General features: G+C 63.1%; 25 protein-coding genes and 12 tRNA genes. 18 read left to right on the forward strand and 19 right to left on the reverse strand.

Annotated features, from left to right (window positions below):
- Positions 1-4: 4 nt before the first annotated feature.
- The 5 genes from J8F10_RS39490 to J8F10_RS32505 are packed head-to-tail and all read left to right on the forward strand — an operon-like array spanning position 5 to position 2,046.
- A complete protein-coding gene (locus J8F10_RS39490; protein ID WP_246523699.1) occupies positions 5-628 on the forward strand; it encodes a hypothetical protein in 624 nt (207 codons plus the stop codon).
- 31 nt (positions 629-659) lie between these two features.
- Entirely contained in the window at positions 660-1,244 is a 585-nt protein-coding gene (locus J8F10_RS32490; protein ID WP_210660931.1) for a Uma2 family endonuclease, read from the forward strand.
- Positions 1,245-1,267: 23 nt separating this feature from the next.
- Complete coding sequence (locus J8F10_RS32495) at positions 1,268-1,519, forward strand: hypothetical protein (protein ID WP_210660933.1); 252 nt, start codon at positions 1,268-1,270, stop codon at positions 1,517-1,519.
- Positions 1,512-1,748 carry a hypothetical protein gene (locus J8F10_RS32500; protein WP_210660935.1) on the forward strand — a complete coding sequence of 79 codons (237 nt, stop codon included), beginning with the start codon at positions 1,512-1,514 and terminating at the stop codon, positions 1,746-1,748. The genes J8F10_RS32495 and J8F10_RS32500 overlap by 8 nt, the downstream gene beginning before the upstream one ends.
- Positions 1,749-1,791: 43 nt before the next feature.
- Positions 1,792-2,046: an Imm74 family immunity protein gene (locus J8F10_RS32505; protein WP_210660937.1), complete on the forward strand. Its 255-nt coding sequence runs from the start codon at positions 1,792-1,794 to the stop codon at positions 2,044-2,046.
- A gap of 207 nt (positions 2,047-2,253) precedes the next feature.
- On the opposite strand, the gene J8F10_RS32510 is transcribed toward J8F10_RS32505, so the two are convergent.
- On the reverse strand, positions 2,254-2,796 hold the full coding sequence (locus J8F10_RS32510; protein WP_210660939.1) for a GNAT family N-acetyltransferase: 543 nt from the start codon (positions 2,794-2,796) through the stop codon (positions 2,254-2,256).
- A 171-nt stretch (positions 2,797-2,967) separates the two neighbouring features.
- Entirely contained in the window at positions 2,968-3,669 is a 702-nt protein-coding gene (locus tag J8F10_RS32515) for a hypothetical protein (protein ID WP_210660942.1), read from the reverse strand.
- 187 nt (positions 3,670-3,856) lie between these two features.
- Here J8F10_RS32515 and J8F10_RS32520 point away from each other — a divergent pair, with 187 nt between their 5' ends.
- The gene (locus tag J8F10_RS32520) at positions 3,857-4,459 is read left to right on the forward strand and encodes an isochorismatase family protein (RefSeq protein ID WP_210660943.1); all 603 of its coding nucleotides are present in this window, start codon (positions 3,857-3,859) and stop codon (positions 4,457-4,459) included.
- Between the two features lie 144 nt (positions 4,460-4,603).
- Here J8F10_RS32520 and J8F10_RS32525 read toward each other — a convergent pair whose 3' ends face one another.
- Positions 4,604-5,065 (reverse strand): NUDIX domain-containing protein, encoded by a 462-nt coding sequence (locus J8F10_RS32525; protein ID WP_210660945.1) that lies wholly within the window; start codon positions 5,063-5,065, stop codon positions 4,604-4,606.
- A gap of 251 nt (positions 5,066-5,316) precedes the next feature.
- Between J8F10_RS32525 and J8F10_RS32530 the strand changes: the two genes are divergently transcribed.
- The 3 genes from J8F10_RS32530 to J8F10_RS32540 all read left to right on the forward strand — a co-directional run bounded on the left by J8F10_RS32530 (position 5,317) and on the right by J8F10_RS32540 (position 7,916).
- On the forward strand, positions 5,317-6,129 hold the full coding sequence (locus tag J8F10_RS32530; RefSeq protein ID WP_210660947.1) for a hypothetical protein: 813 nt from the start codon (positions 5,317-5,319) through the stop codon (positions 6,127-6,129).
- A gap of 204 nt (positions 6,130-6,333) precedes the next feature.
- The gene (locus J8F10_RS32535) at positions 6,334-7,242 is read left to right on the forward strand and encodes a DoxX-like family protein (protein ID WP_210660949.1); all 909 of its coding nucleotides are present in this window, start codon (positions 6,334-6,336) and stop codon (positions 7,240-7,242) included.
- Complete coding sequence (locus J8F10_RS32540) at positions 7,239-7,916, forward strand: DUF4166 domain-containing protein (RefSeq protein WP_390891124.1); 678 nt, start codon at positions 7,239-7,241, stop codon at positions 7,914-7,916. The genes J8F10_RS32535 and J8F10_RS32540 overlap by 4 nt, the downstream gene beginning before the upstream one ends.
- A gap of 77 nt (positions 7,917-7,993) precedes the next feature.
- On the opposite strand, the gene J8F10_RS32545 is transcribed toward J8F10_RS32540, so the two are convergent.
- Positions 7,994-8,065: transfer RNA gene (locus J8F10_RS32545), tRNA-Ile, on the reverse strand.
- 48 nt (positions 8,066-8,113) lie between these two features.
- On the opposite strand from J8F10_RS32545, the gene J8F10_RS32550 reads away from it, so the two are divergent.
- Complete coding sequence (locus J8F10_RS32550; RefSeq protein WP_210660953.1) at positions 8,114-9,367, forward strand: amidohydrolase family protein; 1,254 nt, start codon at positions 8,114-8,116, stop codon at positions 9,365-9,367.
- Here J8F10_RS32550 and J8F10_RS32555 read toward each other — a convergent pair.
- The 12 genes from J8F10_RS32555 to J8F10_RS32610 all read right to left on the reverse strand — a co-directional run bounded on the left by J8F10_RS32555 (position 9,358) and on the right by J8F10_RS32610 (position 11,372).
- Positions 9,358-9,428 (reverse strand) — tRNA-Arg (locus J8F10_RS32555). The genes J8F10_RS32550 and J8F10_RS32555 overlap by 10 nt on opposite strands.
- A 104-nt stretch (positions 9,429-9,532) precedes the next feature.
- Positions 9,533-9,605, reverse strand: a tRNA-Asn gene (locus tag J8F10_RS32560).
- Positions 9,606-9,686: 81 nt separating this feature from the next.
- A tRNA-Pro gene (locus tag J8F10_RS32565) sits at positions 9,687-9,758 on the reverse strand.
- 10 nt (positions 9,759-9,768) lie between these two features.
- A tRNA-Pro gene (locus tag J8F10_RS32570) sits at positions 9,769-9,842 on the reverse strand.
- Positions 9,843-9,877: 35 nt separating this feature from the next.
- A tRNA-Arg gene (locus J8F10_RS32575) sits at positions 9,878-9,943 on the reverse strand.
- A gap of 29 nt (positions 9,944-9,972) precedes the next feature.
- A tRNA-Gly gene (locus tag J8F10_RS32580) sits at positions 9,973-10,044 on the reverse strand.
- Positions 10,045-10,194: 150 nt separating this feature from the next.
- A tRNA-Phe gene (locus J8F10_RS32585) sits at positions 10,195-10,267 on the reverse strand.
- A gap of 9 nt (positions 10,268-10,276) precedes the next feature.
- Positions 10,277-10,349: transfer RNA gene (locus J8F10_RS32590), tRNA-Lys, on the reverse strand.
- Positions 10,350-10,470: 121 nt separating this feature from the next.
- Positions 10,471-10,545: transfer RNA gene (locus tag J8F10_RS32595), tRNA-Gln, on the reverse strand.
- 12 nt (positions 10,546-10,557) lie between these two features.
- Positions 10,558-10,632 (reverse strand) — tRNA-Gln (locus J8F10_RS32600).
- Between the two features lie 43 nt (positions 10,633-10,675).
- A tRNA-Asn gene (locus J8F10_RS32605) sits at positions 10,676-10,749 on the reverse strand.
- A gap of 320 nt (positions 10,750-11,069) precedes the next feature.
- The gene (locus J8F10_RS32610) at positions 11,070-11,372 is read right to left on the reverse strand and encodes a hypothetical protein (RefSeq protein WP_210660955.1); all 303 of its coding nucleotides are present in this window, start codon (positions 11,370-11,372) and stop codon (positions 11,070-11,072) included.
- 259 nt (positions 11,373-11,631) lie between these two features.
- On the opposite strand from J8F10_RS32610, the gene J8F10_RS32615 reads away from it, so the two are divergent.
- From J8F10_RS32615 to J8F10_RS32625, 3 genes are all read left to right on the forward strand, one after another.
- Positions 11,632-12,618, forward strand: a complete 987-nt coding sequence (locus J8F10_RS32615; protein ID WP_210660956.1) for a type I phosphomannose isomerase catalytic subunit — start codon at positions 11,632-11,634, stop codon at positions 12,616-12,618.
- 184 nt (positions 12,619-12,802) lie between these two features.
- On the forward strand, positions 12,803-14,425 hold the full coding sequence (locus J8F10_RS32620) for a sigma-70 family RNA polymerase sigma factor (RefSeq protein WP_210660958.1): 1,623 nt from the start codon (positions 12,803-12,805) through the stop codon (positions 14,423-14,425).
- 33 nt (positions 14,426-14,458) lie between these two features.
- Positions 14,459-15,238 (forward strand): hypothetical protein, encoded by a 780-nt coding sequence (locus J8F10_RS32625; protein WP_210660960.1) that lies wholly within the window; start codon positions 14,459-14,461, stop codon positions 15,236-15,238.
- 6 nt (positions 15,239-15,244) lie between these two features.
- On the opposite strand, the gene J8F10_RS32630 is transcribed toward J8F10_RS32625, so the two are convergent.
- Positions 15,245-16,525 (reverse strand): cysteine desulfurase family protein, encoded by a 1,281-nt coding sequence (locus J8F10_RS32630; protein ID WP_315854202.1) that lies wholly within the window; start codon positions 16,523-16,525, stop codon positions 15,245-15,247.
- A 150-nt stretch (positions 16,526-16,675) separates the two neighbouring features.
- On the opposite strand from J8F10_RS32630, the gene J8F10_RS32640 reads away from it, so the two are divergent.
- Positions 16,676-17,383: a DNA alkylation repair protein gene (locus tag J8F10_RS32640; protein WP_210660962.1), complete on the forward strand. Its 708-nt coding sequence runs from the start codon at positions 16,676-16,678 to the stop codon at positions 17,381-17,383.
- A gap of 299 nt (positions 17,384-17,682) precedes the next feature.
- Here the strand turns inward: J8F10_RS32640 and J8F10_RS32645 are convergent, their stop codons facing one another.
- Positions 17,683-18,564, reverse strand: a complete 882-nt coding sequence (locus tag J8F10_RS32645) for a DUF6263 family protein (protein WP_210660964.1) — start codon at positions 18,562-18,564, stop codon at positions 17,683-17,685.
- 155 nt (positions 18,565-18,719) lie between these two features.
- On the opposite strand from J8F10_RS32645, the gene J8F10_RS32650 reads away from it, so the two are divergent.
- Together J8F10_RS32650 and J8F10_RS32655 are read left to right on the forward strand one after the other, a co-directional pair.
- Positions 18,720-19,700, forward strand: coding sequence for a Gfo/Idh/MocA family protein (locus J8F10_RS32650; protein WP_210660966.1), 981 nt, complete (start codon positions 18,720-18,722; stop codon positions 19,698-19,700).
- Between the two features lie 142 nt (positions 19,701-19,842).
- Entirely contained in the window at positions 19,843-20,775 is a 933-nt protein-coding gene (locus tag J8F10_RS32655) for an aldo/keto reductase (protein ID WP_210660969.1), read from the forward strand.
- 108 nt (positions 20,776-20,883) lie between these two features.
- Here the strand turns inward: J8F10_RS32655 and J8F10_RS32660 are convergent, their stop codons facing one another.
- Positions 20,884-21,954 carry a DUF1559 family PulG-like putative transporter gene (locus J8F10_RS32660; protein WP_210660971.1) on the reverse strand — a complete coding sequence of 357 codons (1,071 nt, stop codon included), beginning with the start codon at positions 21,952-21,954 and terminating at the stop codon, positions 20,884-20,886.
- A gap of 112 nt (positions 21,955-22,066) precedes the next feature.
- Here J8F10_RS32660 and J8F10_RS32665 point away from each other — a divergent pair, with 112 nt between their 5' ends.
- Both J8F10_RS32665 and J8F10_RS32670 read left to right on the forward strand, forming a co-directional pair.
- Positions 22,067-23,107 carry a hypothetical protein gene (locus J8F10_RS32665; protein ID WP_210660973.1) on the forward strand — a complete coding sequence of 347 codons (1,041 nt, stop codon included), beginning with the start codon at positions 22,067-22,069 and terminating at the stop codon, positions 23,105-23,107.
- A 124-nt stretch (positions 23,108-23,231) separates the two neighbouring features.
- Positions 23,232-24,461, forward strand: a complete 1,230-nt coding sequence (locus J8F10_RS32670) for a serine hydrolase domain-containing protein (protein ID WP_210660975.1) — start codon at positions 23,232-23,234, stop codon at positions 24,459-24,461.
- The last annotated feature ends 198 nt before the right edge of the window (positions 24,462-24,659 follow it).

Raw genomic sequence — 24,659 nt, forward strand, 5'->3', positions numbered from 1 at the left:
TGCCATGACAGAAGCGGAATGGCTGGCGGCGACCGATCCGGGGATGATGCTGAGGTTTGTGCATGGGTTGGCGAGCGGCAGAAAGTTGAGGCTTTTCTCCGTTGCTTGCTGGCGAGGAGAGGATAATGCCTCAGATTATAGCGGTGAACTGGAAGCACTCGAGCAGTTCGCTGATGGGCTGCTGACGACAACTGAATGTGATGAAATGTTGGCAGACCTTCATCCACTAGTCGCTAATTTTCTCAGTGCCCATCATCTACTTGAGGCCGTAGCATCCGCCGAACACTGGGGAGCCGCCTGCGACGGAGCGAGCCACGCAGGAGTCGCAGCCAAGAGCGAAAACAGATTGTTGTGGCATTACAGGGTTCCTCGTTACTCCGCCTGTATCCGTGAACTCTTTGGCAATCCCTTTCGTCCCGTCGCCCTCGTACCAGTTTGGCTCACGTCCACCGTTCGCGCGCTCGCCGAAGGCATTTACCAAGAGCGCGCCTTTGACCGGATGCCGATCCTGGCTGACGCGCTTCAGGATGCCGGCTGTGACAACGAAGACATCCTGACTCACTGCCGACAACCGGGCGAGCACGTGCGGGGCTGTTGGGTCGTCGATCTGGTGTTGGGGAAGGGGTGAGGTTACGCTTGGGAGAGGAAGGAGACGCGCCATGACCGCCAAGCCGCCGCCCGTTGCGCCGCGCCCGTTTCGGTTCACCCGCGAGCAGTATTACCAGCTCGGCGAACTCGGGTTCTTCACCGACAAGCGAGTCGAACGGATTCGCGGGCAGATCGTCGAGATGAGTCCGATCAACTGGCCGCACGTGGTCGGCTGCCGGAAGACCGCGCTGGCGCTGGAGCGGGTGTTCGCCGGGATCGCCTGGGTGTCGCGTAACGAACAGCCTCTCGCGTTGGCCGAGAGCGACCCGCAACCGGACGTGATGGCTGTTGCCGGCCGGTTCGAGGATTACACCGCCCACCCAACGACCGCGCTACTTGTGGTGGAAGTAGCCGATGCGACACTGTCGCGTGACACAACGGAAAAGGCGGAGTTGTACGCCGAAGCAGGCATACCGGACTACTGGGTTGTCGATGTCGAGAACCATCGCCTTCACATCTTCCGCGACCCGCAGCCACTCCCGGCCGGATTGGGCGCGACCGCCTACCGCACACACCTCACGCTTACTCCCACTGATCGCGTGTCGCCGCTTGCCGCGCCGGGCGCTTCCATTCTGATGAGCGAACTGCTTCCGTGATTGATTCGCAGAAAGGAGAAAGTATGGCCGTGCCCGATAGCGACGTAATTGCCGAATTGACTGAGGCTGGAGCCCGCGTCGAGGACTACTTCTTGATCGGTCACGAAATCTGCGTTATCAACCGTCGAGGGGAATTGATGTCGCTTCTGGTCGATGACCTGACGGGAGAAGAAGAAGGAGAAATGCACTACGCCATTCTGAACTTCCTCCGGCGTCGTGGCGCAAAAGTGTACCAGACGCACGACAATTTCTGGAGGAGCAAGGCTGATGAGTAAAATGAAGCAGGAAGATGTTGAGCGCATTGCCGCCGAATACATTGTGAGCATTGGGGTCGCCCCTTGCCTTCTCGACGGCAGCGAATTCAAAGATGCGGACGACCATCCAATTTGGAGGGTATATTTTAGTTTTCGCGATATTTCTGAAAAATGGAATGGCCTTCCTGTTTCATTGACCATTGAGGTAAATGATGTAACAGGAGAGGCGTCTCATATTGATCATTTGTGATGCTCTCGATTGTCGGAGTGATTGTCGCAAGTGTAAAGGTGCAATGATGCACGTCACCGAGGCGACTCGCGGGCATATCACCATCCAATACGGGGACAAATTCGTAACGGTTTACGGTGAAATGTTCGGGATGGTGCCGGGGATGCCGGACTATCAGATCTATGGCTTTTCCATCAAGCATTGGGATGCCCCGCACGATGCCTTGCTCATCACCGAAGAAGAAAAAAAGGCGATTCTGACGGAGGTGTGCGACTATTTGAAACAGCATGGTCGAACGCCAGACGTTCTGGAGGAGTAGTTAGCTGGATGTGCGTTTGGGCTAAACCATGCTCGAAGAAGACGCAATGTGCCATCGCTGCGGAGAGCAAGCGGCGACTTGCGACAACTGCGGTTGCTGCGACGAGTGCTGTTCCTGTCCCGAATGCCGCAAGTGCCGCCAACGCGCCGAGAGCGCCTGCAAGCAGTGCGGCCGATGCGATGTCTGCGATCACGCGGACGATTGCGATCATTCGGACTGGTACGATGAGGTTGACGAAGGGGACGTTGATTGAAGGCCGCTCGGCAGATCACCTGAATCCGGCGATAGGCGCAGTTCCATGAACACCGCGCCCGGAACGGGATTGTCGCAGTAGGGCGGGATTTCCTCGAAGCCTAACGCCCTGTAGAGCGAAACGGCTTTGCCCATGATCGGGGCAATGGTGTCCAGTCGGATGCGACCGTAGCCGAGCCGTTTCGCCTCTTCGATGACTCGTTCCGCGAGGGCGCGGCCCACCCCTTCCTTGCGGAACTGCGGGCGGACGTACAGACGCTTCATTTCGCACACACCGTCCGCCCGTGACCTCAGTGCTACGACTCCCGCGGGTTGGTCACCGACTTCGGCCAACAGGATACAGCCCGTCGGTGGCGCGTACTTGCCGGGGAGTTCGGCAAGCTCCTCGGCGAAGTTCTGAAACCCGAGATCGATTCCCAGTGCGTCGGCGTACTCTTGGAACAGCACGCGGACCGTTTGCAACTCCGCGGTGGTGGATGGGAGGATCGTCAGGAGCATATGACCGACTCCGTGCGTTCAGCCGCAACTTTCCGCGGCAGGGGAGATTGGGGTGATCCTATCCGGGGGCGAACCTCGGTTGGCATCACCGCGAAAAAATCGGTTCGCCCAACGAAAGAACCCCGCGACGCGGTGTCGCGGGGTTCGGTGTTTCCCTTCACGCACTTCGCCTTACTTCTCGCCGTAAGCCTTGTACTTGTAGGGCGAGGTCGCGGGCTTCGGCTTGAATGACACCGGCAGGTCCGCGGGCGCGGCCAACGGGTTAGCCGGCGAGTTCATTTGCGGGTCCGTCTTCGGCAGCGGAACCGGGTTCGCGGGTCCGCCGTCGTACTGGAACGTGCCGTCGCCGGGTGCGGCCTGTTGGGACATCGGTCGGGCGCCGATGCCGCCCAAATTGACTACCGGCACATCGGTCGAGTTCCCGCCGCTGATGCCGATGTAAATGCCCCCGCCGTAGTAGCTCGGGTAATACGTCGGGTAGTAGTAGTTGGAGTAATACACCCGCGGGGTGTAGTAGTAGGTCGGGCGGTACCCGCCATAATACCCACCGTAGTTGCCGCGGTAGTAGCTGCCGTAATACCCGCCGTAGCCACCGCGATACCCGTACCCGCCGTAGCCACCATACCCACCGCGGTAGCCGTAGCCACCGTGGTAGCCGTGGTAGCCGTGGTAGCTGTAGCCGCCGCGGTAGCCGCGTGCCAGTTCGGTATCTTCAGTCGCGGCTTGTTGCACAGTTCCCTTACCGCCGAGCGTCATCGTCGTGCCGGTCGAACCGGGCAGTTGGTGCGTGTCGCGGTCGTCGGCGCTGGCCGCCCCGCCCGCTGCCAGCACCGCGCCCAGCGCGAGTGCCGGCTTCCAAGTGGTCCAGGTCATTGTTCCTTCCCTCCTCCACCTTCGGAATGGCATGGGGTTCCGCTGGTGCCATTTGACCCGATTGTACGCGACTCGCGTGCCGGACGAAAGCGCAACAGGGGCGAAAGTGCTCAAGATCGAGGTCGAACACTGACGTTTGCTCTTGCGTTTAATGCTCGCGCCGTTCCCGCGGAATACACTGCCTGACATGCTCACACCCGCCACAACATCGCTGCTCGTCGTGGACGCGCAGCAGGGCTTTACCGATTTGTGCCCGGCGGAACTGCCGGTACCCGGAGGCGCGGCGATCGTGCCGCGCGTGAACGCTTTGCTCGCGTTGCCGTTCGCGCGTGTTGACGCGACCCAGGACTGGCACCCGCTGGACCACCGCTCGTTTCTTGGCCAAGCGGACAACATTTACCCGCCGCACTGCATCACAAACACGCCCGGCGCGGAGTTCCTCCCCGGTCTGCGTGTTGATCGCTTCAGCGCGATCTGGCGCAAGGGTTACGACCGCGACTTTGAAGCCTACGCGGTCACGGCGCAGCACCCCGGGCTGGGTGCGTTTCTGTCTGCATCCGGCATCAAGGCCGTTGTTGTGTGCGGGATTGCAACGAACATCTGTTGCTTCTTCGCCGCCCGCGATCTTCGGCTCGCGGGCTTCGATGTGTGGCTCGTTGAGGACGCCAGCGCCGGCATCGACGTTCCCGCAGCGGGGTTGTTTCAGTCGAAGGCGAAGGAGGAGGGGCAGGCGCTCGGCATCCGGTATTGCACGGTCGAAGACATCACGAGCGCGATGGGTAGGCGTTAAGCTCGTTTCGAGATCCATGTAGCGAGTTAAACGAGCCGCGACCGCAAGGGAGCGGGACTTCCCGTGTGTTGAACCGTGACGACAAACGGAAGTGCCTACCGCTCCCTTGCGGTCGCGGCTCGTTACAAGAACACCGAAGCGGGACTAATCCGGCTTTCGGTCCGCGAGGCGCGCCCGCACGCGACCGAGCAACACGGCGTGGTCGAACGCGAGTTGAGGTAGTTCATCGAGCGGGAACCACCCGACTGCGCTCGCGTCGTCGGCCGCGACGGGCTTCAGCGAATCCGGGTCCACTCGCGCTAGATACACCACGCTGACCGTCCAGCCACGGGGGTCGCGTCCCGGATCTCCGGTTGTGTACAGTTGTTCCAAATCGGCGACCGTGACGCCGGTCTCTTCCACCAATTCGCGTCGGGCCGCGTCCGAAAGGCGCTCGTTCTCCTCGACGAAACCTCCGGGGAACGCCCAACTTCCGGCGAACGGGTCTTTCTTCCGCTGGATCAAAAGGACGCGCGGGCGGGCCTCCCGCGTCACGATGGCTACATCCACGGTCAAGGCCGGTCGGGGGTATTCGTAAGTGTGCTTCTGACCGCTGCTCGTGGACATTTCAAGCCCTCTCCCGGCCATGATGTTACGATGACGTTCGCGCATCACCTTGAGTAACTTAGCCGCTCCCGCGTGGCCCGCCAACAGCGAGAAATTTGTACCTCGTGGTACAATTAGGTGTGCTTCCTGGGGGAAGTTTGGAAGCGCGCAAGAATACGAGCCAAACCCCAAGTGAACCGCGAACCGGCGAACCATCTGGGTCGCCCCGAGCCCCGTGCGGCCGCGCGGATAAGCGTAAGGAGAGGTGATTTGTGCAGTTACAGCAATCCGTGTCGGCGAAGATGCCGGCACAGAAGGTCATCGTGTGGGAAGCGCTCGACGCGACCGACCCGATGACCAAAGCCGCGTCGCAACTTTATGAGAAGACGCTGGCGGCGGACGAACGGATTCCCTGGATGTGGATCGAGCAGTCGGTTCAGGATCGGACGAAGAGTAAACCGCGGCCGGGCGGGTGGAGCCGGCACCTTCTTCTTGCGGCGCCCGAGGGTCGACAAGACGACCCGGACGCGCTCGCGGGCTACGTCTACGGCGCGCTGCTGCCGGGGTACGGTGGGTACCTGTGTTACGTTGGTGTCGCGGATTGGGCGCGGCGCATGGGCGTCGGTGGGCGGTTGTACGAGCAGTTCTTCAAGGTACTCCGCGTGGACGCGGGGGAATTGGGGGAACCGCTCCCGTTCGTGATTTGGGAGAGCCACCGACCGGACCCGCTCGCGCCCGCGGCCGATTGGGAGAACTGGACCGCGCGCACGCGGTTGTTCGACCGCGTGGGCGGGTTGTGGGTCGATGGCGTGGACTTCCTCTCACCGAACTTCGCGGCCGACGAAGAGGACGATGACGTCCCGCCGGTCCCGCTCCAGTTGTTCGTGAAGCCGCTCGATTCACCGGAATCGGCGTTTACGCCGGAGCGCTTGCGCGAAGTGGTGGGCGGGTTACACGAGCGCGTGTACCACAACCAACCGGGTAGCGTGCTCTTCGACAGTACGCTCCCAGTCGCGTGCGAACCACGCCTACGTCCGGCCCGTGCTGCGGGCGCTCAGAAGAGCGAACGCGGCGAACTGGTGTAAAGAGATCGGCCCGAGTCCTTCGGCTTGGCGCTTCACAGTCTGAGGCGATCGCGCGGTGACCGCGCCGAAAGGTGCGGCGCGGTCGCTTATTGTCTCCACTTCCAACTCGTACTTACGCGCCTTATTTCTGTTGCTCGGTATCGGTCACTGCGGTTGGATGTGTCAGGTAGCACATCCGCTCGAACGCATTGATCGGGATCGCGCATGAGCATTTTCGTTGAGGCGCGGATTCGCGGGAGCCTGGACGAGTTGTGGCGCCTCACACAAACGCCCGACCTGCACGCGCGCTGGGACCTCCGATTTACGGACATCGAATACTTACCGCGCCCCGACCCGGAGCAACCCCAACAGTTCCGCTACGCCACGCGGATCGGGTTCGGCGTCGCGGTGCAAGGGTGTGGGGAAACCGTCGGCGAGAAGGACGGGGCGAACGGCGAACGCACCTCGGCGCTGAAGTTCTGGTCCGACGACCCGAAATCGCTCATCCGCGAAGGGGCCGGGTACTGGCGCTACGTTCCCACCGACGACGGGGTGCGGTTCTTCACCGCCTATGACTACCGCGTGCGCTTCGGGATGGTGGGGCGCGCGTTCGATCGCGTCATATTCCGTCCGCTGATCGGCTGGGCGACCGCGTGGAGCTTCGACCGTTTGCGCTTGTGGATCGAAAAGGGAATCGATCCGGCCGTTTCCCTGCAGCGCAGCCTGACTCACGGCGTCGCCCACAGCGCCGTGGCGTTCGTGTGGGTGTACCAGGGTGTCGTGCCGAAGTTGTTGGGGCCGCACGCCGACGAGTTAATGCTGATTCAGCAAGCGGGGGTTCCGGGCGCGAACGCCGCGATGTGTGCCCGGCTTCTTGGGTGCGGAGAAGTGGCGTTCGGCATGGTGATGTTGTTCGCGTTCCACCGCCGCTGGCCGCTGCTACTCACCGTCGTCCTCATGATCGTGGCCACGATCGGGGTCGCGGTCAATTCCGCGCCGTTCCTGTGGGCCGCGTTCAACCCGGTCAGCTTGAATCTGACCGTGGTCGCGCTCGCGTGCATCGGGCTACTGGCCGGGCGGGATCTGCCCTCCGCGCGCCGGTGCTCGCGCAAGAAACCGACGGGAGGCGCGTGATGTCCATCTACCGCGAAGCACTCGGGTCCGTGTTCGACCGGCTGCACCCGCAGATCCAGAAGCGCTTCGGCTTCAACAGTTCGGACGGCGTGGCCGCGATCGGCACGGGCGCGATGGACGAACTGTGGCACGGCCGCCTTTACACGCTACCGTTCCTGTACCTCGGCTCGGCCCGGCGCATCATGTTCCCCGAGCGCGGCACGAACGTGCCCTTCACGATCCGCAACTACGCCTACCGGGACCGCTTCGGCCGCGAAACCGTGACCTGGATTCGCGACTTCCGTACTCGCCGCCCGCGCCGGTTCGACGCTTACATGATCTACAGCCGCGAGCGCGGGACGATTGTTGACTATCTCGGCTCGCACCAGCACTTGGCGGTGGACATCGATCTCTCCGTTGACGAGCGGGGCGGGTTGCGACTGCGCTCGGGCGCCCAGCGCGTTTACGAAGGGCCGTTCTCGTTCTCGTTTCCGATGTTCTTCTCGGGCGTTGCCGACGTGTGCGAGTGGTTCGACGAAACTATTGGCAAATTTCGCATCGAAGTGAACGTCACGAATCGTGTCTGGGGGCCGCTATTCGGGTACCGCGGTTCGTTCGACGTGACGTGGGCGCCGGTGCGCCCGGAAGACGTTCCCGCCGACGTGAAGCCCCGGCGCGAGCAGCGTCGCGAATAAGTGATTCGCGCCAGTGCCGAGAGGGATGCTCCGCAAACGGTGGCGTGGTAGGCGGGAAAACGTGGCGTTTTGTCGAGTAGGTCGGGTGGGAATCGAACCCACGGTTCCGCGCTTATCAGACGCGGGCCTTACCACTTGGCGACCGACCTATAATTCACATCGCGCATCGATTCATTGAGTGCCACGCAGGTTCAAGCATGTCGGAACGTACCGAGCCGCGAACGTTCACCGCGCGGTGGGTGTTTCCCGTCAGTGGGCCTCCTTTGCCGAACGGGACCGTCACCGTTCGCGGGGAACACATCGAGGCCGTGCTGCCCCACGGTGAGCGTGCGCCAGATGAAGACTTCGGTAACGCCGCGATCATCCCCGGCTTGGTGAACCCGCACACGCACCTCGACCTGAGCGGCGCACGCGGGTTGATTCCCCCGACCGCCGCGGACCACTTCACGGACTGGCTCCGCGGCGTGATCGGCTACCGCCGCACGCGGACCCCGGAGCAAACGCAGTCCGACATCCGCACCGGACTCGCCGAGTGCTTGCGCCACGGCACCACGCTCATCGGCGACATCGCCTCCGAAGGCGCGAGCTGGGACGCACTCGCCGGGGCGCCAACGCGGGCCGTGGTGTACTTCGAGCTAATCGGCCTGTCCGAACAAAGTTCAGTTGCCGCGCTGGAGCGGCGCTACGCCTGGCACCGGTCACTTCCGAAAGAACACGCAACTTGCAGAACCGGGCGCAGCCCGCACGCGCCGTACAGTGTGAGCGGCGGGTTGCTTACATCGGCTCACTTGTTCCACGTTCCGGCAGCAATACACCTCGCCGAAGTCGCTGCGGAAGCCGATCTCTTGGAGCGGCGCGAGGGCGTGTTTGTTGATTTCCTCCAACAACTCGGTGTGTGGAAGCCCGATCTCGGTTTCGCGGACTGGTCACTGATTGTTCAGATGACGTCCGTGGAGCTCTTCGCTAAGCCGCCGAATTACACCGCGCCGCCGGTCCTATTTGTTCACGCTAACTATTTGCCACCTACGGTCCCGTGGGGCTCAAATCATTTCGTTTGCTACTGCCCCCGCACGCACGCGGCGTTCGGGCACGCGCCGCACCCGTTCCGAGAGTTCCTCGCGCGCGGCGTCCGCGTGTGTTTGGGCACAGACAGCCTCGCGTCAAACCCCGATCTCGACGTCCTGAGTGAAGCGCGGTTCGTGCGCACGCGGTACCCCGACTTCCCGGGCGATCAGTTGTTGCGAATGGTCACGCTTTCGGGCGCTGAATCGCTCGGTTGGGCGGACGAAACCGGGAGCCTCGAAGCCAACAAGAGTGCGGACTTTGTCGTCGTGCCGCTCCCGAACGCGGATGTCGCCGACCCGCACGAACTCGTGCTTACGGACCACGCGGGCGACCGGCGCACGATGTTCCGCGGCGCGTGGCGAACTCAAGCAAGTAGTGCCCCGTGAAGGAGTCGAACCTTCACAACCGGGTTTCGTAGACCCAGCGCCGCAATCCGTCGGACGGGGCGTGATTTCAGTTCCAGAGTTTCAGAGTTGAAGACAAAATCAGTCGCCTTTGCGTTTTCAACTCTGGAACTGTTGGAGCTCTGAAACTTGGAACTCCACATATAGAGGGCCGGGTGGGAATCGAACCCACTACACGCGGGTTAACAACCCGCCGCTATTCCGTATCAGCTTCCGACCCGCGATCAGTACACCGTGCTGGAGTCGAACCAGCCAACCGAGCTTCGGAGGCCCAGTACCGCAGCCCTCGGACGGTGCGCAGTCAGGATGGCAGGAATCGAACCTGCTTAAACGAGTTCCCAAGACTCGCGGCCGGCCAATGGCCCACATCCTGAAACCGACAGTCGGGAAGACAGGAGTCGAACCTGCGATTTCGTGCTTCCGACGCACGCGGCCACTCCACCTGGCCCACTTCCCGAAGTTGCCCGCGCGAGTCCCGGAGGCGGTTGAAAGTTACGACCGGATTCGCACCGGCAACTTCCCGCTCCGAAAGCGAGTGCTCTTCTATTGAGCTACGTATGTACGCCCCCGATATCGGGCGCGGGCAGAGCGTTCGGCGGGATTTGAACCCGCGCGTCCTGGTTGGGAACCAGACAGGCTGCCGCTAACCTCACGAACGCATTCTTACGAGCGCGGAGTTCGGAACTTGAGAATCGCGGAGCGCGGAGTTCGGAACGTGGAACGAAAGATCAACACCCTGCGGTTTGTTCGCCTTCGTTCGGTTTTACTCCGCGTTCCGCACTCCGCGCTCCGCGATTCTCAAGTTCCAGTCCCGGCGGCTGGAGTTGAACCAGCTCCTCCGCGTTTTCAGCGCGGCGCTACTACCGAGTTAGCTTCACCGAGAGTCGCCAGTGCCTCGCCAGGGAATCGAACCCTGCATCTACCGGTTAAAAGCCGGCGGCTTCACCATTGAAGCGTGCGAGGCATTTCGAGCGCGGAGCGCGGAGTTCGGAACGTGGAACGAAAGATCAACACCCTGCAGTCTGTTCGTCTTCGTTCGTTGTCACTCCGCGCTCCGCGTTCCGAACTCCACGCTTACAGTTAGGTTCCGGGGGCTGGAATCGAACCAGCGTCATCCACCTTCAAAGGGTGGCATCAGTACCAGCACTGAATCCCCCGAATCAATCACACAGTTGCCGGGGCTGGAATCGAACCAGCGTCGTCCACCTTCAGAGGGTGGCATCAGTACCAGCACTGAATCCCCGGCAATACAAGCGACACACGATCGATCAACGGGTCGATATCCATCAGCAGCGGTGGTAGGAATCGAACCTACAAATTACGCCTTAACAGGGCGCCGCCTTACCATTCGGCTCCACACCGCTGTACGTGAAAAAACACCATCGGCCGGGCACCTTGGGGAAGATGCCCGGCCGATGGGTGCTGAACCCTGCTCGGTATGGCATCATCCGGTTCGGATGTTGATCTGGGTGCGGAACTGGTTCGGGAATTGGTTGGGGCGATTAAACGGCCCGAACCCGAACCCGCATCGTTGCGGTCGTTGGGGGTTACGCGGCTGTTTAATAAACCCGGTCATGGCTCGTTCCTATTTCGATGTTAGCTAGTCACACCTATAGACGCGGCACACACCCGATGGTTCGCGGTGTGCGCCGATTATTTTTAGATTCCATTACTCGCGATTCGCTCACCACCGGCGGCGGTCTTCAACCACTTCGATCCGCGCCCGGTGCCCGCGGCTCTCGAGGAACCGCTCGACGCGCTCGGCCTCGCGCCGCGTTTCGTACCGCCCGTACCGCTCCCAGTGGCCGAAGTGCCCGCCGCGCTTCACGAGCACCACGTAGTCGTGATCGTGCCGCTGGTGCGGCGGGACGAACCCGCCGTTCGGCCCACTAACCGGCCCGCGGAACGGTTCGCCGGCCGTCGCCGTCTGCGTGCCGAACCCGATCGCCGCTACTGCCACTGCGCCAAGAATCAATTTGCGAATCATCGTTATCTCCATCCCGAAGTCTTCGGGAGCTTGTGTTTTCTGGCGGTTTTCGTTATCCGCCAGTTGCACTCAAGTAACGGGCCGGAACTGCCGACTTGCGCCCTGCGGTTGCATTGTTGAGAAGTGCCCGACCGCGTACTTTGAAGGGAATGGGATGTACGGCGAAGGAAACGCGGAATTAACGGTCGTTCACCGGGATCAGGATGATACGAGCCGGTTCCTACTGCCGGCCGTCGGAAGGAAGCCGCGAATGGCGCGAGTGCCACTTTACCCTTTGCGTTTTGAACCGATTTTCACCACGAACCTGTGGGGCGGGCGTCGGCTGCCCGCGTTCCTGAACCGCACGGTCACCCACAACGACCCGATCGGCGAAGCGTGGATTCTGAGCGACGTGGAAGGCAGCCCCAGTCGCGTTGCCGACGGCCCGCTCGCGGGGACCACGCTCCGTGAGGTGTTCGCCGCCGATCCGGGCCGCATCGTCGGCGCGGCCCAGGCACCGCGGGGCCGATTCCCGCTCCTGCTGAAGTTCCTTGATGCCAGGCAGGAACTCTCGGTGCAGGTCCACCCGAACGACGCACAGGCGGCGCTCCTCGGCCCGGGCAAGTTCGGCAAAACGGAAGCGTGGGTCGTCCTCGAGCGCGACGCCGCGACGAGCCGACTCTTCGCCGGGTTCGCCGAGGGCGTTTCCGCAAACGATTTTCGCGCCGCGCTCGCAACGAAAACCGCCCCCAGCACGCTCCACAGTTTCACGCCAAATGTCGGCGACTGTTTGTTCCTCGAAGCGGGCACCGTTCACGCGATCGGCTCGAACCTGCTCCTGTTTGAAGTGCAGCAGACGAGCGACATCACCTACCGCCTGTACGACTGGGACCGCGTGGACGCGAAGACCGGTCAGCCGCGCCAGCTCCACGTCAACGAAGGCTTGGCGTGCGCGGACTTCGGGCGCGGGCCGTGTTACCCCGTCGGCCCGGCGGTCGCGGTGAGTAACGGCGTGCGGCGCGAGGGCTTGGTGGCCTGTGATTATTTCACCCTGGAGCGCCTCACGAGTGCGGCGCCGTTCCGCGTGGGGGCCGCGAACCAGTGCCGCGCGGTCGTGTGTGTGAAGGGGCACGGCGAACTCGAATCGGCCGGGGCGCGGTACCCGATCCGCACGGGCGATGTGTACCTGCTCCCGGCGGAAGTCGGCGCTGCCATCGTCGTGCCCGCGACCGAAGTCACCCTCCTCGAATGCGGCCTGCCCATTTGAAAAGTGAAGAAGAGCCGCGGATCACGCGGATCACGCAGATCAAAACTAAAGATAATTCTTAAAACCAATCTTTGGTTTTGATCTGCGTGATCCGCGGCTCTTCCAAACTCCGAAGCCATTTTTCTGAGCACCTCGCGCCGCGGGCGGACATGATAAGGGTAGACGCTCTTTGGGAGTGCTCCCGATGTCGACCCGCCTTCGACTGCCGAACCCGCTCGTCGCGCTCGACGATCGCGCGCTTCTGAGTCGCTTCACCGAGCAACACGATCAGCCCGCGTTCGAGCAGTTGGTGAAGCGGCACAGCCGACTCGTGTTCGGCGTGTGCCAGCGAACGGTTCGTGATTCACACCTCGCCGAAGATGCGTTCCAAGCCGTGTTCCTCGTTCTGGCGCGCAATCCCAAGGGGGCTGCGGAAGCCACTTCTGTGGGCGGATGGCTGTTCGGCATCGCGCGGCGCGTTGGTTCGGCGGCGCGCCGACACGAACAGCGCCGGGAGAAGCGCGAACTGAAGGCGAGCCCCGACCGCCAGGTTGAGAGCGCGCCGCAATCGGACTTCAACGACATCCTCCGCGTACTGGACGAAGAGCTCGCCGCGATACCGGACGAGTCGCGTGCCGCGCTGGTCGCGTGCTTCCTCGAAGAGCGCACGCACGACGAGGCCGCACGCGAACTCGGCTGGAGCCTCAGCACGCTCCGGCGCCGGCTCGACCGCGGGAAGGAGCTACTGCGCTCGCGATTGGCCCGGCGCGGGGTCACCCTCGCGGTGGGCCTGCTTACCGGCGCGCTCGCGTCCCCGGCTCGCGCTGCGGTTCCCGCTCTTTCGCCTTCACCTGCGAGCGTCGCACTTGCGGCCGAAGCGCTGAAACGCGGCATCGGAGCGAAGCTTTGGGCAACTGTCGCGACGGTCACGCTCGCGGTCGGTGGGATCGCGTTCGGCGTTGCGAGCGGGCCGGCGGATGCTCTGGTTCCGCTTCCCATCTCGACGGCCGCGCACGCGAACGAACCGAAGCCCCAATTCGATGCGGCCCCCGCTCCGCGTGCGGTCGCCAAGCCGTGGGTTACTGTGTCGGGGCGCGTCGTGTTCCCGAAGGCACGGGCCATCCCGGACCCGCGCCTGGTGCCGACCACTGGAGTCCAAGACGCCGAGACGTGGAAGCCGTTCGCGCCGTTGCGGTACGAGAACACGATCATCAACGCCGAGAACCGCGGGCTCGCGAACGCGGTGGTCTGGCTGCGCCCGGACTCGGACGACCGGAAGGCCGGCTTCCCGGTCGAGAAAATTCGCCCCGTCCTCGCCCGCCCGAAGCCCCAAGAGCACCGCGTGCTCGCGGTGGGCGGGCAGTTCCTCCCGCGGGTGCTGGCCGTGCGAACCGGCGATCGCGTAACTTTCGACAACCAACTGACGGTGCCCACAAACGTCCATTACACCCCGATGGCCTCCGACGCGGCCAGCGCGCTCCGTAACTTTAACATCTTGGTCGGTAAGGACATGAGCCGAACATCGGAGCCACTGTCGGCGACGGACGCGCCGGACCTGTTTCGGTCCACCATTCACCCGTGGATGACCGGTTATGTGTGGGCGTTCGATCACCCGTACTTCGCGGTGACCGACGCGAACGGCAAGTTCACGATCGAGAACGCGCCGGCGGGGAAGTGGCGCCTGGTCGCGTGGCACGAATCGGCCGGCTACCTCGGTGGCCTGCCCGGTCGACTCGGTGAGAAGGTGACGATCCCCGAAAGCCGCGCCGGGACACTCGAACTCGATCCGCGCGAGTTCGAGAGCAAAGGTTGGCCCGCCAAACCGTAACGTTTCCCGTTCCATTACCTCAAAGGTGCTCTGATGCGACTCTTGTTGTCGTGCGTGTGCTGCTGCGCGCTCGTGTCCGTTGCGAGTGCGCAACAACAGTGGGTGACGGTCAAAGGACAGGTCGTGTTCCCGGCCGATAAGCAGATCCCGCAACCGGCTCCGCTGAAAGTGGAGGTGGACAAGAAGGATTGTCTCGCGAAGGGGGCGATTCTCGACGAGTCGATTCTGGTGAACCCCAAGAACCGCGGGGTCAAGAACGTGGTGGTGTATTTGCGCCCCGACGATGATGATCTCAAGACCAGTTTAGCAGCGAATGAGATTCACCCGGCCGACGCGAAGCGCAAGCCCGAAGAAGTCGGTATCGACCAACCGTGCTGCATGTTCGTGAAGCGCGTGACGGTTGCCCGCGTCGGTGACACGATCGTGGTGAAGAACCCGGCCCCGATCGCGCACAATTTCTTTTGGGACACTGCCAACAACGGCACGCACAACCCAACGGTCGCCAAGCAAACGGACTGGAAAATGCCGAACGCGCTGGTGAAGGAGCCGGCACCGATCCAGTACAAGTGTACGATCCATCCGTGGATGTCGGGGTACGTGCGCGTCTTCGACCACCCGTACTACGCGGTCACCGACGAGGACGGGAAGTTCGAGATCAAGAACGCCCCGGCGGGTAAGTTCCGCATCGTGTACTGGCACGAGAACGGTGTCCGCGGTGGGGCCAAGGGGCGCGCCGGCGAACTCATTCAAATTGCCGGGCCGGGGGCGACGATGGAGATGAAACCCACCGACTTCGATGTGTCCCCGAAGTGACCCCGCTCACGCGCGCATTGCCAGCACACACTTTGCGATGCGCGCTGCGGCCTCATCAATTTCTTCGCTCGTTTGCGCAGGCGCGAAGCTGAACCGTAGCGCGGACTTCAGCACTTCGTCCGATACACCCATCGCGCGAAGAACGGGACTGGGGAGTAAACTGCCACTCGAACACGCAGACCCGGTCGCACACGCAATGGCCGCGAGGTCGAGTGCCATCAACAGCAAGTCCGACCGGCACCCGGGGAACGAAAGGTTCAGGGTCGTTGGCACCACATCGAACGCACCAATCTCCGGGCCGTTGAGCACCACCGGCGGACAAGCGCGTTCCAGCGCGTTCCACAACCGCGCGCGGTGCGATTCCAGCTTCGCGCGATTGCGGTCCATGTTTCGCGTTGCAAGTTCTAACGCAACGGCCATCCCCACCGCGAGCGCGACCGGCTCCGTGCCCGGGCGCCGGCCCTGCTGTTGGTGCCCGCCGTAGGTGAGGGGCGTCAACGTCGTTCCGCGCTTCGTGAGCAGCACGCCGACGCCCTTCGGTCCACCGAACTTGTGCGCGCTCGCGGTAAGTGTGGTCGTGCCCAGCGCGTGGAAGTTCACCGGCATTTTGCCGACCGCCTGCACCGCGTCGCAGTGCAAACGCGCGCCCTTCGGTAGCGACAATGCGATCTCGCGCACCGGCTGAATGGCGCCGGTCTCGTGGTTCGCGAGCATCACACAGACAAGTGAACCGGTTCGCGCCGCAATCGCGCCCGATTCGATGACTCCCCGGGCGTTCGCGGGCAGCCACTCGACGCTGACCCCGAGCGACTCCAGGTGGCGCAGCGGCTCGACGACACACGGGTGCTCGAGGCGGGAAGCGTAAAGGCAACCTAACCCCTCGCCCCCCTTCTCTAAGAAGGAAGGAGGAGCAGAATCCTCGGCTGTGTTAAGCCCCTCTCCGTTTAGGGGAGGGGTTGGGGAGGGGTTCTCTTTCTCCCCCTTCCCTTTAGGGAGGGGGGATGGGGGGGCAGGTTGCCTTTGCTCCCCCCCTCTCCCCATCAGCCCGAAGATCGCGAGGTTGTTCGCTTCGGTCGCCCCGCTGGTGAACGTCACTTCGTCCGGGTGCGCGCCCAATAGTCCCGCGATCTTCTCGCGTGCGTCTTCGAGGGCTTGCCGAGCTTTGCGCCCGATCGCGTGCGCGGAGGACGGGTTGCCGAACGTCTCCGTCATCAGCGGGCGCATCGCGTCCCACACTTCGGGCAGGAGCGGCGTGGTCGCGTTGTGGTCGAGGTAGATCGCGCTCATTCTTTGATTGTAAGTCGATTCCGAAGCCGCGGATCAACGCAGATTGACGCCGATCAGAAAACCGAAGAGAGTTTGCCGCACGCGCTTTGTTTTGATCCGTGTCAATCTGTGTTAATCCGTGGCTCAGTTCCTCTTTTCCGGGTACACATCATGACCGCGACCGAAGTGATGGCTCAACTCAAGAAACTCGGGAGCGAACAAACCAAGAAGACCCTGATGAAGCACGGGGCGAAGGAGCCGTTCTTCGGCGTGAAGGTCGGCGACCTGAAGGTGCTGCAAAAGAAGATCAAAACGGACCACGCCCTCGCGCTCGAACTCTACGACACCGGCAACTCCGACGCGATGTACCTCGCGGGCCTCATCGCCGATCCCGCGGCCGTGACCAAGGCGCAACTCCAGAAGTGGGTGAAGGCGGCGTACTGGTACATGCTTAGTGGGTTCACGGTGCCGTGGGTCGCATCCGAGTCGCCGTTCGGTCGCGAACTCGCGCTCGACTGGATCGACAGTGATGACGAGCAGACCGCGAACGCCGGGTGGTCGACTTACGGGTGCCTTCTCTCCATCAAGCCGGACGCGGAACTGGACCTGCCCGAGATCGAGAAGTTGCTCAAACGCATCACGGCGGAAATCGGCAGCGCGGCGAACCGTGTTCGGTCCGCGATGAACGCATTCGTCATTGCTGTTGGGGGCTACGTTGCGCCGTTGACCGCGAAGGCGAAAGCGACTGCGAAGACGATTGGCGTGGTCGAGGTGGATATGGGCGACACATCGTGCAAGGTGCCGGACGCGACCGCGTACATTGCGAAGATCGAACAGATGGGCCGCGTCGGGAAGAAGCGCAAGCACGCGGCCTGCTGAAGGGGGCAACGATTCCGCTTTAGGTTGTGCCCTCTCCCATTGTCCTCCCCAGCCCGGTCAGCGGAGCTTCTCGCGGGCCGGGGAGCGGGAGAGGGTGGTGAGGCTTTGCGAACCGGGTGAGGGGTAACGTCCCGAGTGTGGAAGCAACCCCTCACCCCGCCGCGAAGCGCGACGACCCTCTCCCGCAAGGGGAGAGGGCACAACCCAAACACCAACTCGCGGTCCGGCGCTATCTGCGTTTGCATTTCGTTGAAAGAGGTTGGCTGCAGAAGATCAATCAAGAGAATACGTTCTGCCCGTTAATCCTTCACCGGGTTCTTTGCTGCGACCTCGATCTTGGTGGTCGCGCGCTGATCGATTTCGGCCTCGATCTGCATGTTCTGTACCTCGATCGTCATCGACCCCTTGAGCTTCATCGTGGTGCTGGACGACTTCAGGCGCCCGGCCTTCGTGTCGAACAGGATCGTGCCCTTCACCTCGTCGCTCTTGAGATCGGCCTTGCTAATCTTGAACGGCAGCGCCCCGTTGCCCTCGCCCGCTTTGAACGTTACGTCGGCGGTCGTTTTGATCGTCGCGACGTCGTTCTTGACGCTGTCGAGGGAGTATTTGGTCTTGTTGGTGAGGTCGCCCAGGCCGGCGAGCGGCACCTTGTCGGTGCGGCTCCACTTGTCGCCCGCGTCCACCTTGTCCGACGGCGCGGGGATGAACACCTGGGTGAACATGAGGCGCACCGCGTTCTCGGGCATCAGCGCCTCAAAAATCTTGCGCATCATGTCGTCGCCGTCGCTGAGCTTGTCGAGGAACTTGTCGTAGCCTTCCAGCTTTGTGATCTCGAAGCCCTTGTCGAAGGTCGCGGTGAGACTCGCACCCTTGAAGCGGTCCGCGAACGCTCCGGCACCGGCCGCGGCCAGCGGGCCTTCCATCTTTACCTGCGTGTAGGTCATCTGGACCTGCATTCCGCCGCTCTTCGCCGACTTCACCTCGAACCGCGCCACCGTGGTGGTGGACATCTTCTGGTTGACGTTTTGGCCCATCACCTTGATGGCCTGATCGATCTCCTGCGTGGTGGTGGCGTAGAAGGCGTCCCCTTCTTTGAGGGACCACTTGAGATTAACGGGGTCCGCGGCCGCGAGGGGCGCGGAGAAGGCGACGAGGGCCGCGAGAACGGACGCGGTGCGCATGGGGCCGGCTCCGGTGGGTGGCAGACGAGTAGCAGCCCTCCCACTGTAACCCCAACCGGTCCCCGGCGACAAGCGATCGCCGTGCGAAGTGGCTCCTTGCTCCGCGCCGGCCCCGTGGCTACAACTCAAACTCCGAACCTTCCCCGGAGCGATTCATGCCAGTTACCAAGGACACCATCGGCGTCGGGTTCATCGGCGCCGGCGACATCTCCGTTCTGCACGCGGCGGCCGTGAAGAAGTGCCCCGGCGCGAAGCTCGTCGGCCTGTGGAACCGCAACCAGCAGCGCGCGACCCAGCGCGCGACCGAGTTCGGGTGCAAGAACTACGCGACCCCCGAGGCCCTCGTCGCCGACCCCGAGATCGACGCGGTGTTCGTGCTCACGAACCTGGAGACGCACCTCGAATACACTGCGCTCGCGCTCGGGATGGGCAAGCACGTCCTCGTGGAGAAGCCGGTGGGGATGAGCGTGGCCGAGATCGAGCGCATGAAGGTGCTCGCGGACGCCAAGGACCTGATCTGTATGCCGGGGCACAACTACGTCTACGAGAGCGGGATGGTCCGCACGCGCGAACTCGTTGACGGCGGTGACCTCGGCACGATCGTGTCCGCTTACGTGATGTACAACATCCACCACCCGGAAGACGTGGCGTCGCGGTACCCCGGCGTGGTCCGGCAGATCCTCACGCACCACTCGTACATCCTGCTCTACCTCGTGGGCAAGCCGGTCGAGCTGTGCGCGATGAAGGCGACCCTGCACTACAAGGAGTACAAGGAAGAAGACATCGCGATGGTGCAGATGCGGCTGCAGAACGGGGCGCTGGCGCACTTCTGCGCGAGCTTCGCGGCCGACGACCACGCGGCCGACCCGTGGACCGTGATGGTCAAGGTGATCGGCACCGCCGGGAGCACGCGGTACAGCTACCGCGACCACGTCGAGATCAAGCCCGGCCTCGTTCACAGCCAGACGTACACCGCGTACCAGGGTTCCATCACGAACGAGGTGCGGCACTTCCTGATCGACTGCCTCCGCATGGGCCAGAAGCCACTCAGCACGCTGGACGACGCGATCACCGCGCAGAAACTGATCGAAGCGGCGGAGAAGTCCATCGCGGAAAAGAGCATCGTGACACTTTAAAGCCGTGCGACACTTTAAAACGGTTTCACCGCAGAGGGCGCGGAGGGCGCAGAGAAAGACAAGAAGTTAAGAGCGCACGTTCTCCTGTCTTTCTCTGTGCCCTCCGCGCCCTCTGCGGTGAATCCCGCATTTTGGAGCCCTCATGGAATACCGTCCCCTCGGTAAGACCGGCCTGAACGTCTCGGTACTGGGTCAGGGCGGGGCCGCGTTCGGTCAGCAGTACGGGGCCGTTTCGGACCGCGAAGTCCTGGACTGCGTTCACGCGGGCATTGACGCGGGCGTGAACCTGATCGACACCGCCGCGTACTACGGTAAGGGCACGTCCGAAGAGTTCCTCGGCCGGGCGCTCGAGGGCGGGCGGCGCGAGAAGGTCGCCATCTGCACGAAGGCGTGCCGGCTCGACCGGGCCGTCTTCGACTTCACTCCCGAGGGCACGCGGAAATGCGTCGAGGGGTCGCTGAAGCGCCTCCGCACCGATCACGTCGAGATCCTGCTCGCGCACGACATCGAGTTCGCGACGGACTACGAGTACGTGTTCAACGAAACCTACGCCGTGCTCCAGCAGTTGAAGAAAGAGGGCAAGACGCGCTTCATCGGGATGTCGTGCTACCCGCTACCCCTCTTGAGGCAGGCCGTTGAGCGGTGCGATCTGGACGTTGTCATCAGCTATGCGCACGGCAACTTGTTCAACACGCAGTTGCTTTCGGATTTCATGCCGGTGGCGGAAGCACGCGGGGTGGGAGTGATGAACGCGAGCGCGCTCGCGATGGGGTTACTCACGAACCAGGGACCGCAATCGTGGTTCCCCGGGCCTCCCGAGGTTGTGGAGACGTGCCGAAAAGCGGCCGAACTGTGCCGGAGTCGCGGCGCGGACATCAGCTACCTCGGAATGCAGTTCGCACTCGGGTTGAAGCAGATCCCCTGCACGCTCAGCGGTGCCGCGCGCAAGAGTGAACTGGACGTGAACCTGAAGGCGATGACTGCGGCTCTTGACGAGACACTTCTCGCCGACGTAATGAAGGTGCTCGACCCGATCCGCGACCGGACCTGGCCGTGCGGGAACTGGAAGGGGTGAGGTACCCTTCTCAGCGAACCCCGCCCGCAAGGGCGGCGGGTGCTCTTGCTCGGTCGGTGTGCCCACCGACCCGCCCTCCGAAGGGTGTGGGTCGGTAGGTTGATCGCGTCACCAGTCCGCGCCGAGCCGTTGGCCATCGGATCGGGTGATCGCGTTGCGGAGAGTCTGTTCGGACACGGTCTTCTTGACCATCCGCACGGACCCGTCGGCCATCAGTACCTGCGTGACGGATTGGTTGTTCGCCCACAATTGTGGTAGGGGAGCGTTCGGGTTGTACAGCAACTCGCGCGGCTCTGCCCACGGGACTTCTTCGACGGCGTGAACCATCATGATCGTGTTCGAGGTCCCGTCCGTTATCTCCGTGATTCGGACCGGCTTCCCGTCCTCGTTGAACATGGCCCCGCCCCCGTAGAAGACGCGGTACGGCGTCTTCGTCGATCCCGGCTCGGTGCTCAGTGGGGAGGAGTACGTCCCGATCACCGTGTTCGCGGGTCGTTGGTTCTGGGGGCTGTTCCACGCCTGTGACAGATCGAACTGTAGGTAAACGCTGTCCTGTTCGATGTATGGTAGTATCCCCACGCGCCAGCTCAGGTCGCGGTTGACCTGCCCGCGGTTGTCCGTGGCGTAAGGGGCCGACATCGTTCTGTTCGTGGACTCTTGGTTGTGGAGGGCAAGGCCGATCTGTTTCATGTTGTTGGAGCTCTTTTGGCGAGCGGCGGCCTCGCGCACCTTCTGCACCGCCGGCAGCATCAACCCGGCCCCGATACCGGCACCCACGAGCATGCCGAGCAACCCGACGACCAGACCGGTTACCGCGATTCCGCGCCCGACCGGTTTGCCGAGCGCGATCGCGGAACAGATGACGCCGGGGAGCGCCGCGATTCCGCACGTGCAGAACCCCAGCACGCTCAAAATTAGCCCCGCGATCGCGAGGCCGCTCGACTGTGCGGGCCGTTTGCGCGGGCGGTCATCGTCGTAATCGTCCGCGTCGCGGGGGCGCCGGCGCGGGCGGTCATCGTCGTAATCGTCCGCGTCGTCACCGCGGGGCCGGCGGCGCGGGCGGTCGTCGTTGTCTTCCTCCTCGTCGCGCCGGCGCCGGGGGCGGTCGTCCCCGTCGTCACCGTGCCCCTTGTTATCCCACGGGCGATTGCGGGGCGGGTCGTCGTCATTGGTGGGCATGAAAACCTCGATAAAAGTGCGGAGCGGACCGACGAATAGGATGATAGAGCGGCGCGTTCGGAGGTGCCAGAACGCGATCTGTCGAACGGGAATTCTTTTCTGGGAGCCGGTCATGAACCCGGAGACGCCGACTCCGGGGGCTATTCCCCCGGGACCACTCGTGACACCGACACCGGGCGCGACGCTTCGCGCCCGGTTCATGTTCGCGCTCGCGTTCGTTCACCTGCTGCTCGTGGCCGGGCTGGTTCACCGGGCGACGAGCAAGAGCGTGACGCAGTGGGAACTGGACGTGATGTACGTCGGGTTGGTCGCGCTGTGGCCGGTGTTCGCACTGGAAGCGGCGTGGGGCGCGGTCCGGCGCGACCGGTCGAAGCCCCGCCGACCCGTGGTCCTGCGGGCGCTCCTGGTGGTGCTGATGCCGGCGTGGCGCATGGCCCTGATCGATCCCCGCACCGGTCTAATCTGGGTTCCGCGCATCGGGTGGCAGCACCCGGGTAAGGAACTCTTCCGGCGGCTCGAACTGTCGTTCGGCGGGCCGATGCTCCTGTTCGCGTTCCTGATTCTGCCCATCCTGCTGATGGAGTACCTGCGGGCCGATCAGGTCAAAGAACTGCCCACGCTGTCGCTCGCACTGGACATCGGCATCGCGGCGGTGTGGGTCGCGTTCGCGGTGGAGTTCGTGTTCAAAGTGTCCGCGCACCCGAAGCCGTTCGCGTTCGCGCAAGAGCGCTGGCTCGATGTCGCCATCGTCGTGCTGCCGATGCTGGAATTCGTCCTCACGAAGTGGGTGGACGCCGCGCCACTCGCGCGGTTGCTGCGTGCCGGGCGCGCCCTCTCGCCGGAGCAGATCGCGCGCATGCAGCGGCTCTACCGGCTCCAGGGGCTCGCAACCAAGGCGTGGCACTCGTTCCTGCTCCTGGAGGGGATCAGCCGGCTGCTCGGCAACACGCCGGAGAAACAACTCGCGAGGCTGGACGCGCAGATCGCGGACCTCGAAGAACAGCTTCAGGAGGCCCGCGCGGACGCGGACGAGGCGCGGAGACGGATCGCGGAGAAAGGGGGGCAAAGGCAACCTAACCCCCCAACCCCCTTCCCTAAAAAGGAAGGGGGAGAAGAGCCAAATACCGAAGATCCCGCGCTGTCTTCTGTCTGAAGCCCCTCCCTTTTTAGGGGAGGGGTTGGGGAGAGGTTCTGTTACGGAAGTGCATTCTGTTGACCCGTCCGCGCCGGTGCCGTAGCTTCGTGCTGTTGCGCCTCGCACCTCGGAGCTTAATTCCATGCGCTCTCCTCGCGCTCTGTTGCTGTTCGCTGCCCTCGCACTTCTGCCAACCTTTGCTCACGCGCAACCGGCCGCGCCCGATGCGGAGAAACTCAAAGCGATCCCGGCCGCGATGCAGAAGTTCGTCGACGACGGCGACCTGTCCGGGGCCGTCACGGTCGTCGGGCGCAAGGACGGTGTGGTCGCGTTCGACGCGGTCGGGCAGCGCGATGTTGCGGCCAAAGCGCCGATGACAAAAGACACCCTGTTCCGCATCGCGTCGATGACGAAGCCGATTACCGCAATCGGCATCATGATCCTCGCCGACGAGGGCAAACTGTCGCCGGACGACGACGTGGCGAAGTACCTCCCGGAGTTTACGGGGCAACTGCTCTACGCCCCGCGCCTCAAAGATGCGCCCGGCGACGCGGCGGTCGTGCTCAAGAAGCCGAAACGGGCCGTGAAGCTCCGCGACCTGCTCACGCACACGAGCGGCGCAGCGAGTTACCCGAAGGGCGTCGATGACGTGTACTCGAAGCGGAACCGCACCCTCGCGGAAACGACTCTCGCGACCGCGCTCCAACCGCTCACGTTCGAGCCGGGGACGCAGTGGAGTTACTCGAACTCGGGTATCGACGTGCTCGGGCGCGTGATCGAGGTCGTGAGCGGCGAGAGCTACGAGACGTTTCTGCAGAAGCGCGTCTTCGACCCGTTGGGGATGAAGGACACCGCGTTCTACCCGACGAAGGAGCAGGGCGCGCGACTCGCGCTGATCTACTTCAAAGACAAGGACAACAAACTGGCGCCGAGCGGCAACGCACTCATCGGCCTACCCGCGAACCCCAAACACCCGATCCCGGCCGGCGGACTGGTTTCGAGCGGCGCCGACCTCGCGAACCTGTACCGCATGATGCTCAATAAGGGCGAACTCAACGGTAAGCGCGTCCTGAGCGAGAAGGCAGTCGCGGAGATGACGAAGGTGCAAACGGGCGAGATCAAGACGGGCTTCGTCGAGGGCATGGGGTTCGGGTACGGCTGGGCCGTAGTGCGCGAGCCGAAGGGCGTGACCGCGATGCTGTCCGCGGGCACTTACGGGCACGGCGGCGCGTTCGGCACACAGGGTTGGATCGACCCGACGCAGGACGTGTTCGCGGTGCTGCTCATTCAGCGCATCGGGCTGCCGAACGCCGATGCCTCGCCCATGCGCGAAAAACTGCAGGAGATCGCTGTGAGCGCACTGAAAAAGTAACCAAGAGTGGCCGCGGATAAGCGCAGATAACACGGATCAAAACCGAAGGCAGATTAGCCACAAAAACGCACAAAGGGCACAAAGGAAGAGCAGAAGCAAAGAAGCGAGTTTGAATCGACTTCCGTTTCGCGTCTTTGGCCCTCTTTTGTGCCCTTTGTGCGTTTTTGTGGCTAATCTGCCTTGGCTCATGAGGCTGTC

This window comes from Gemmata palustris (assembly GCF_017939745.1).
Taxonomy (GTDB): Bacteria; Planctomycetota; Planctomycetia; order Gemmatales; family Gemmataceae; genus Gemmata; species Gemmata palustris.

Excerpts from the sequence above, each read along its gene's own strand:
- J8F10_RS32640 (WP_210660962.1), top strand. The coding sequence starts at position 16,676 with ATGACCGCGACCGAAGTGATGGCTCAACTCAAGAAACTCGGGAGCGAA.
- J8F10_RS32650 (WP_210660966.1), top strand. The coding sequence starts at position 18,720 with ATGCCAGTTACCAAGGACACCATCGGCGTCGGGTTCATCGGCGCCGGC.
- J8F10_RS32520 (WP_210660943.1), top strand. The coding sequence starts at position 3,857 with ATGCTCACACCCGCCACAACATCGCTGCTCGTCGTGGACGCGCAGCAG.
- J8F10_RS32505 (WP_210660937.1), top strand. The coding sequence starts at position 1,792 with ATGATGCACGTCACCGAGGCGACTCGCGGGCATATCACCATCCAATAC.
- J8F10_RS32630 (WP_315854202.1), bottom strand. The coding sequence starts at position 16,525 with ATGAGCGCGATCTACCTCGACCACAACGCGACCACGCCGCTCCTGCCC.
- J8F10_RS32645 (WP_210660964.1), bottom strand. The coding sequence starts at position 18,564 with ATGCGCACCGCGTCCGTTCTCGCGGCCCTCGTCGCCTTCTCCGCGCCC.
- J8F10_RS32525 (WP_210660945.1), bottom strand. The coding sequence starts at position 5,065 with ATGTCCACGAGCAGCGGTCAGAAGCACACTTACGAATACCCCCGACCG.
- J8F10_RS32535 (WP_210660949.1), top strand. The coding sequence starts at position 6,334 with ATGAGCATTTTCGTTGAGGCGCGGATTCGCGGGAGCCTGGACGAGTTG.
- J8F10_RS32660 (WP_210660971.1), bottom strand. The coding sequence starts at position 21,954 with ATGCCCACCAATGACGACGACCCGCCCCGCAATCGCCCGTGGGATAAC.
- J8F10_RS32515 (WP_210660942.1), bottom strand. The coding sequence starts at position 3,669 with ATGACCTGGACCACTTGGAAGCCGGCACTCGCGCTGGGCGCGGTGCTG.
- J8F10_RS39490 (WP_246523699.1), top strand. The coding sequence starts at position 5 with ATGACAGAAGCGGAATGGCTGGCGGCGACCGATCCGGGGATGATGCTG.
- J8F10_RS32655 (WP_210660969.1), top strand. The coding sequence starts at position 19,843 with ATGGAATACCGTCCCCTCGGTAAGACCGGCCTGAACGTCTCGGTACTG.
- J8F10_RS32490 (WP_210660931.1), top strand. The coding sequence starts at position 660 with ATGACCGCCAAGCCGCCGCCCGTTGCGCCGCGCCCGTTTCGGTTCACC.
- J8F10_RS32550 (WP_210660953.1), top strand. The coding sequence starts at position 8,114 with ATGTCGGAACGTACCGAGCCGCGAACGTTCACCGCGCGGTGGGTGTTT.
- J8F10_RS32495 (WP_210660933.1), top strand. The coding sequence starts at position 1,268 with ATGGCCGTGCCCGATAGCGACGTAATTGCCGAATTGACTGAGGCTGGA.
- J8F10_RS32510 (WP_210660939.1), bottom strand. The coding sequence starts at position 2,796 with ATGCTCCTGACGATCCTCCCATCCACCACCGCGGAGTTGCAAACGGTC.
- J8F10_RS32665 (WP_210660973.1), top strand. The coding sequence starts at position 22,067 with ATGAACCCGGAGACGCCGACTCCGGGGGCTATTCCCCCGGGACCACTC.
- J8F10_RS32500 (WP_210660935.1), top strand. The coding sequence starts at position 1,512 with ATGAGTAAAATGAAGCAGGAAGATGTTGAGCGCATTGCCGCCGAATAC.
- J8F10_RS32610 (WP_210660955.1), bottom strand. The coding sequence starts at position 11,372 with ATGATTCGCAAATTGATTCTTGGCGCAGTGGCAGTAGCGGCGATCGGG.
- J8F10_RS32620 (WP_210660958.1), top strand. The coding sequence starts at position 12,803 with ATGTCGACCCGCCTTCGACTGCCGAACCCGCTCGTCGCGCTCGACGAT.
- J8F10_RS32625 (WP_210660960.1), top strand. The coding sequence starts at position 14,459 with ATGCGACTCTTGTTGTCGTGCGTGTGCTGCTGCGCGCTCGTGTCCGTT.
- J8F10_RS32670 (WP_210660975.1), top strand. The coding sequence starts at position 23,232 with ATGCGCTCTCCTCGCGCTCTGTTGCTGTTCGCTGCCCTCGCACTTCTG.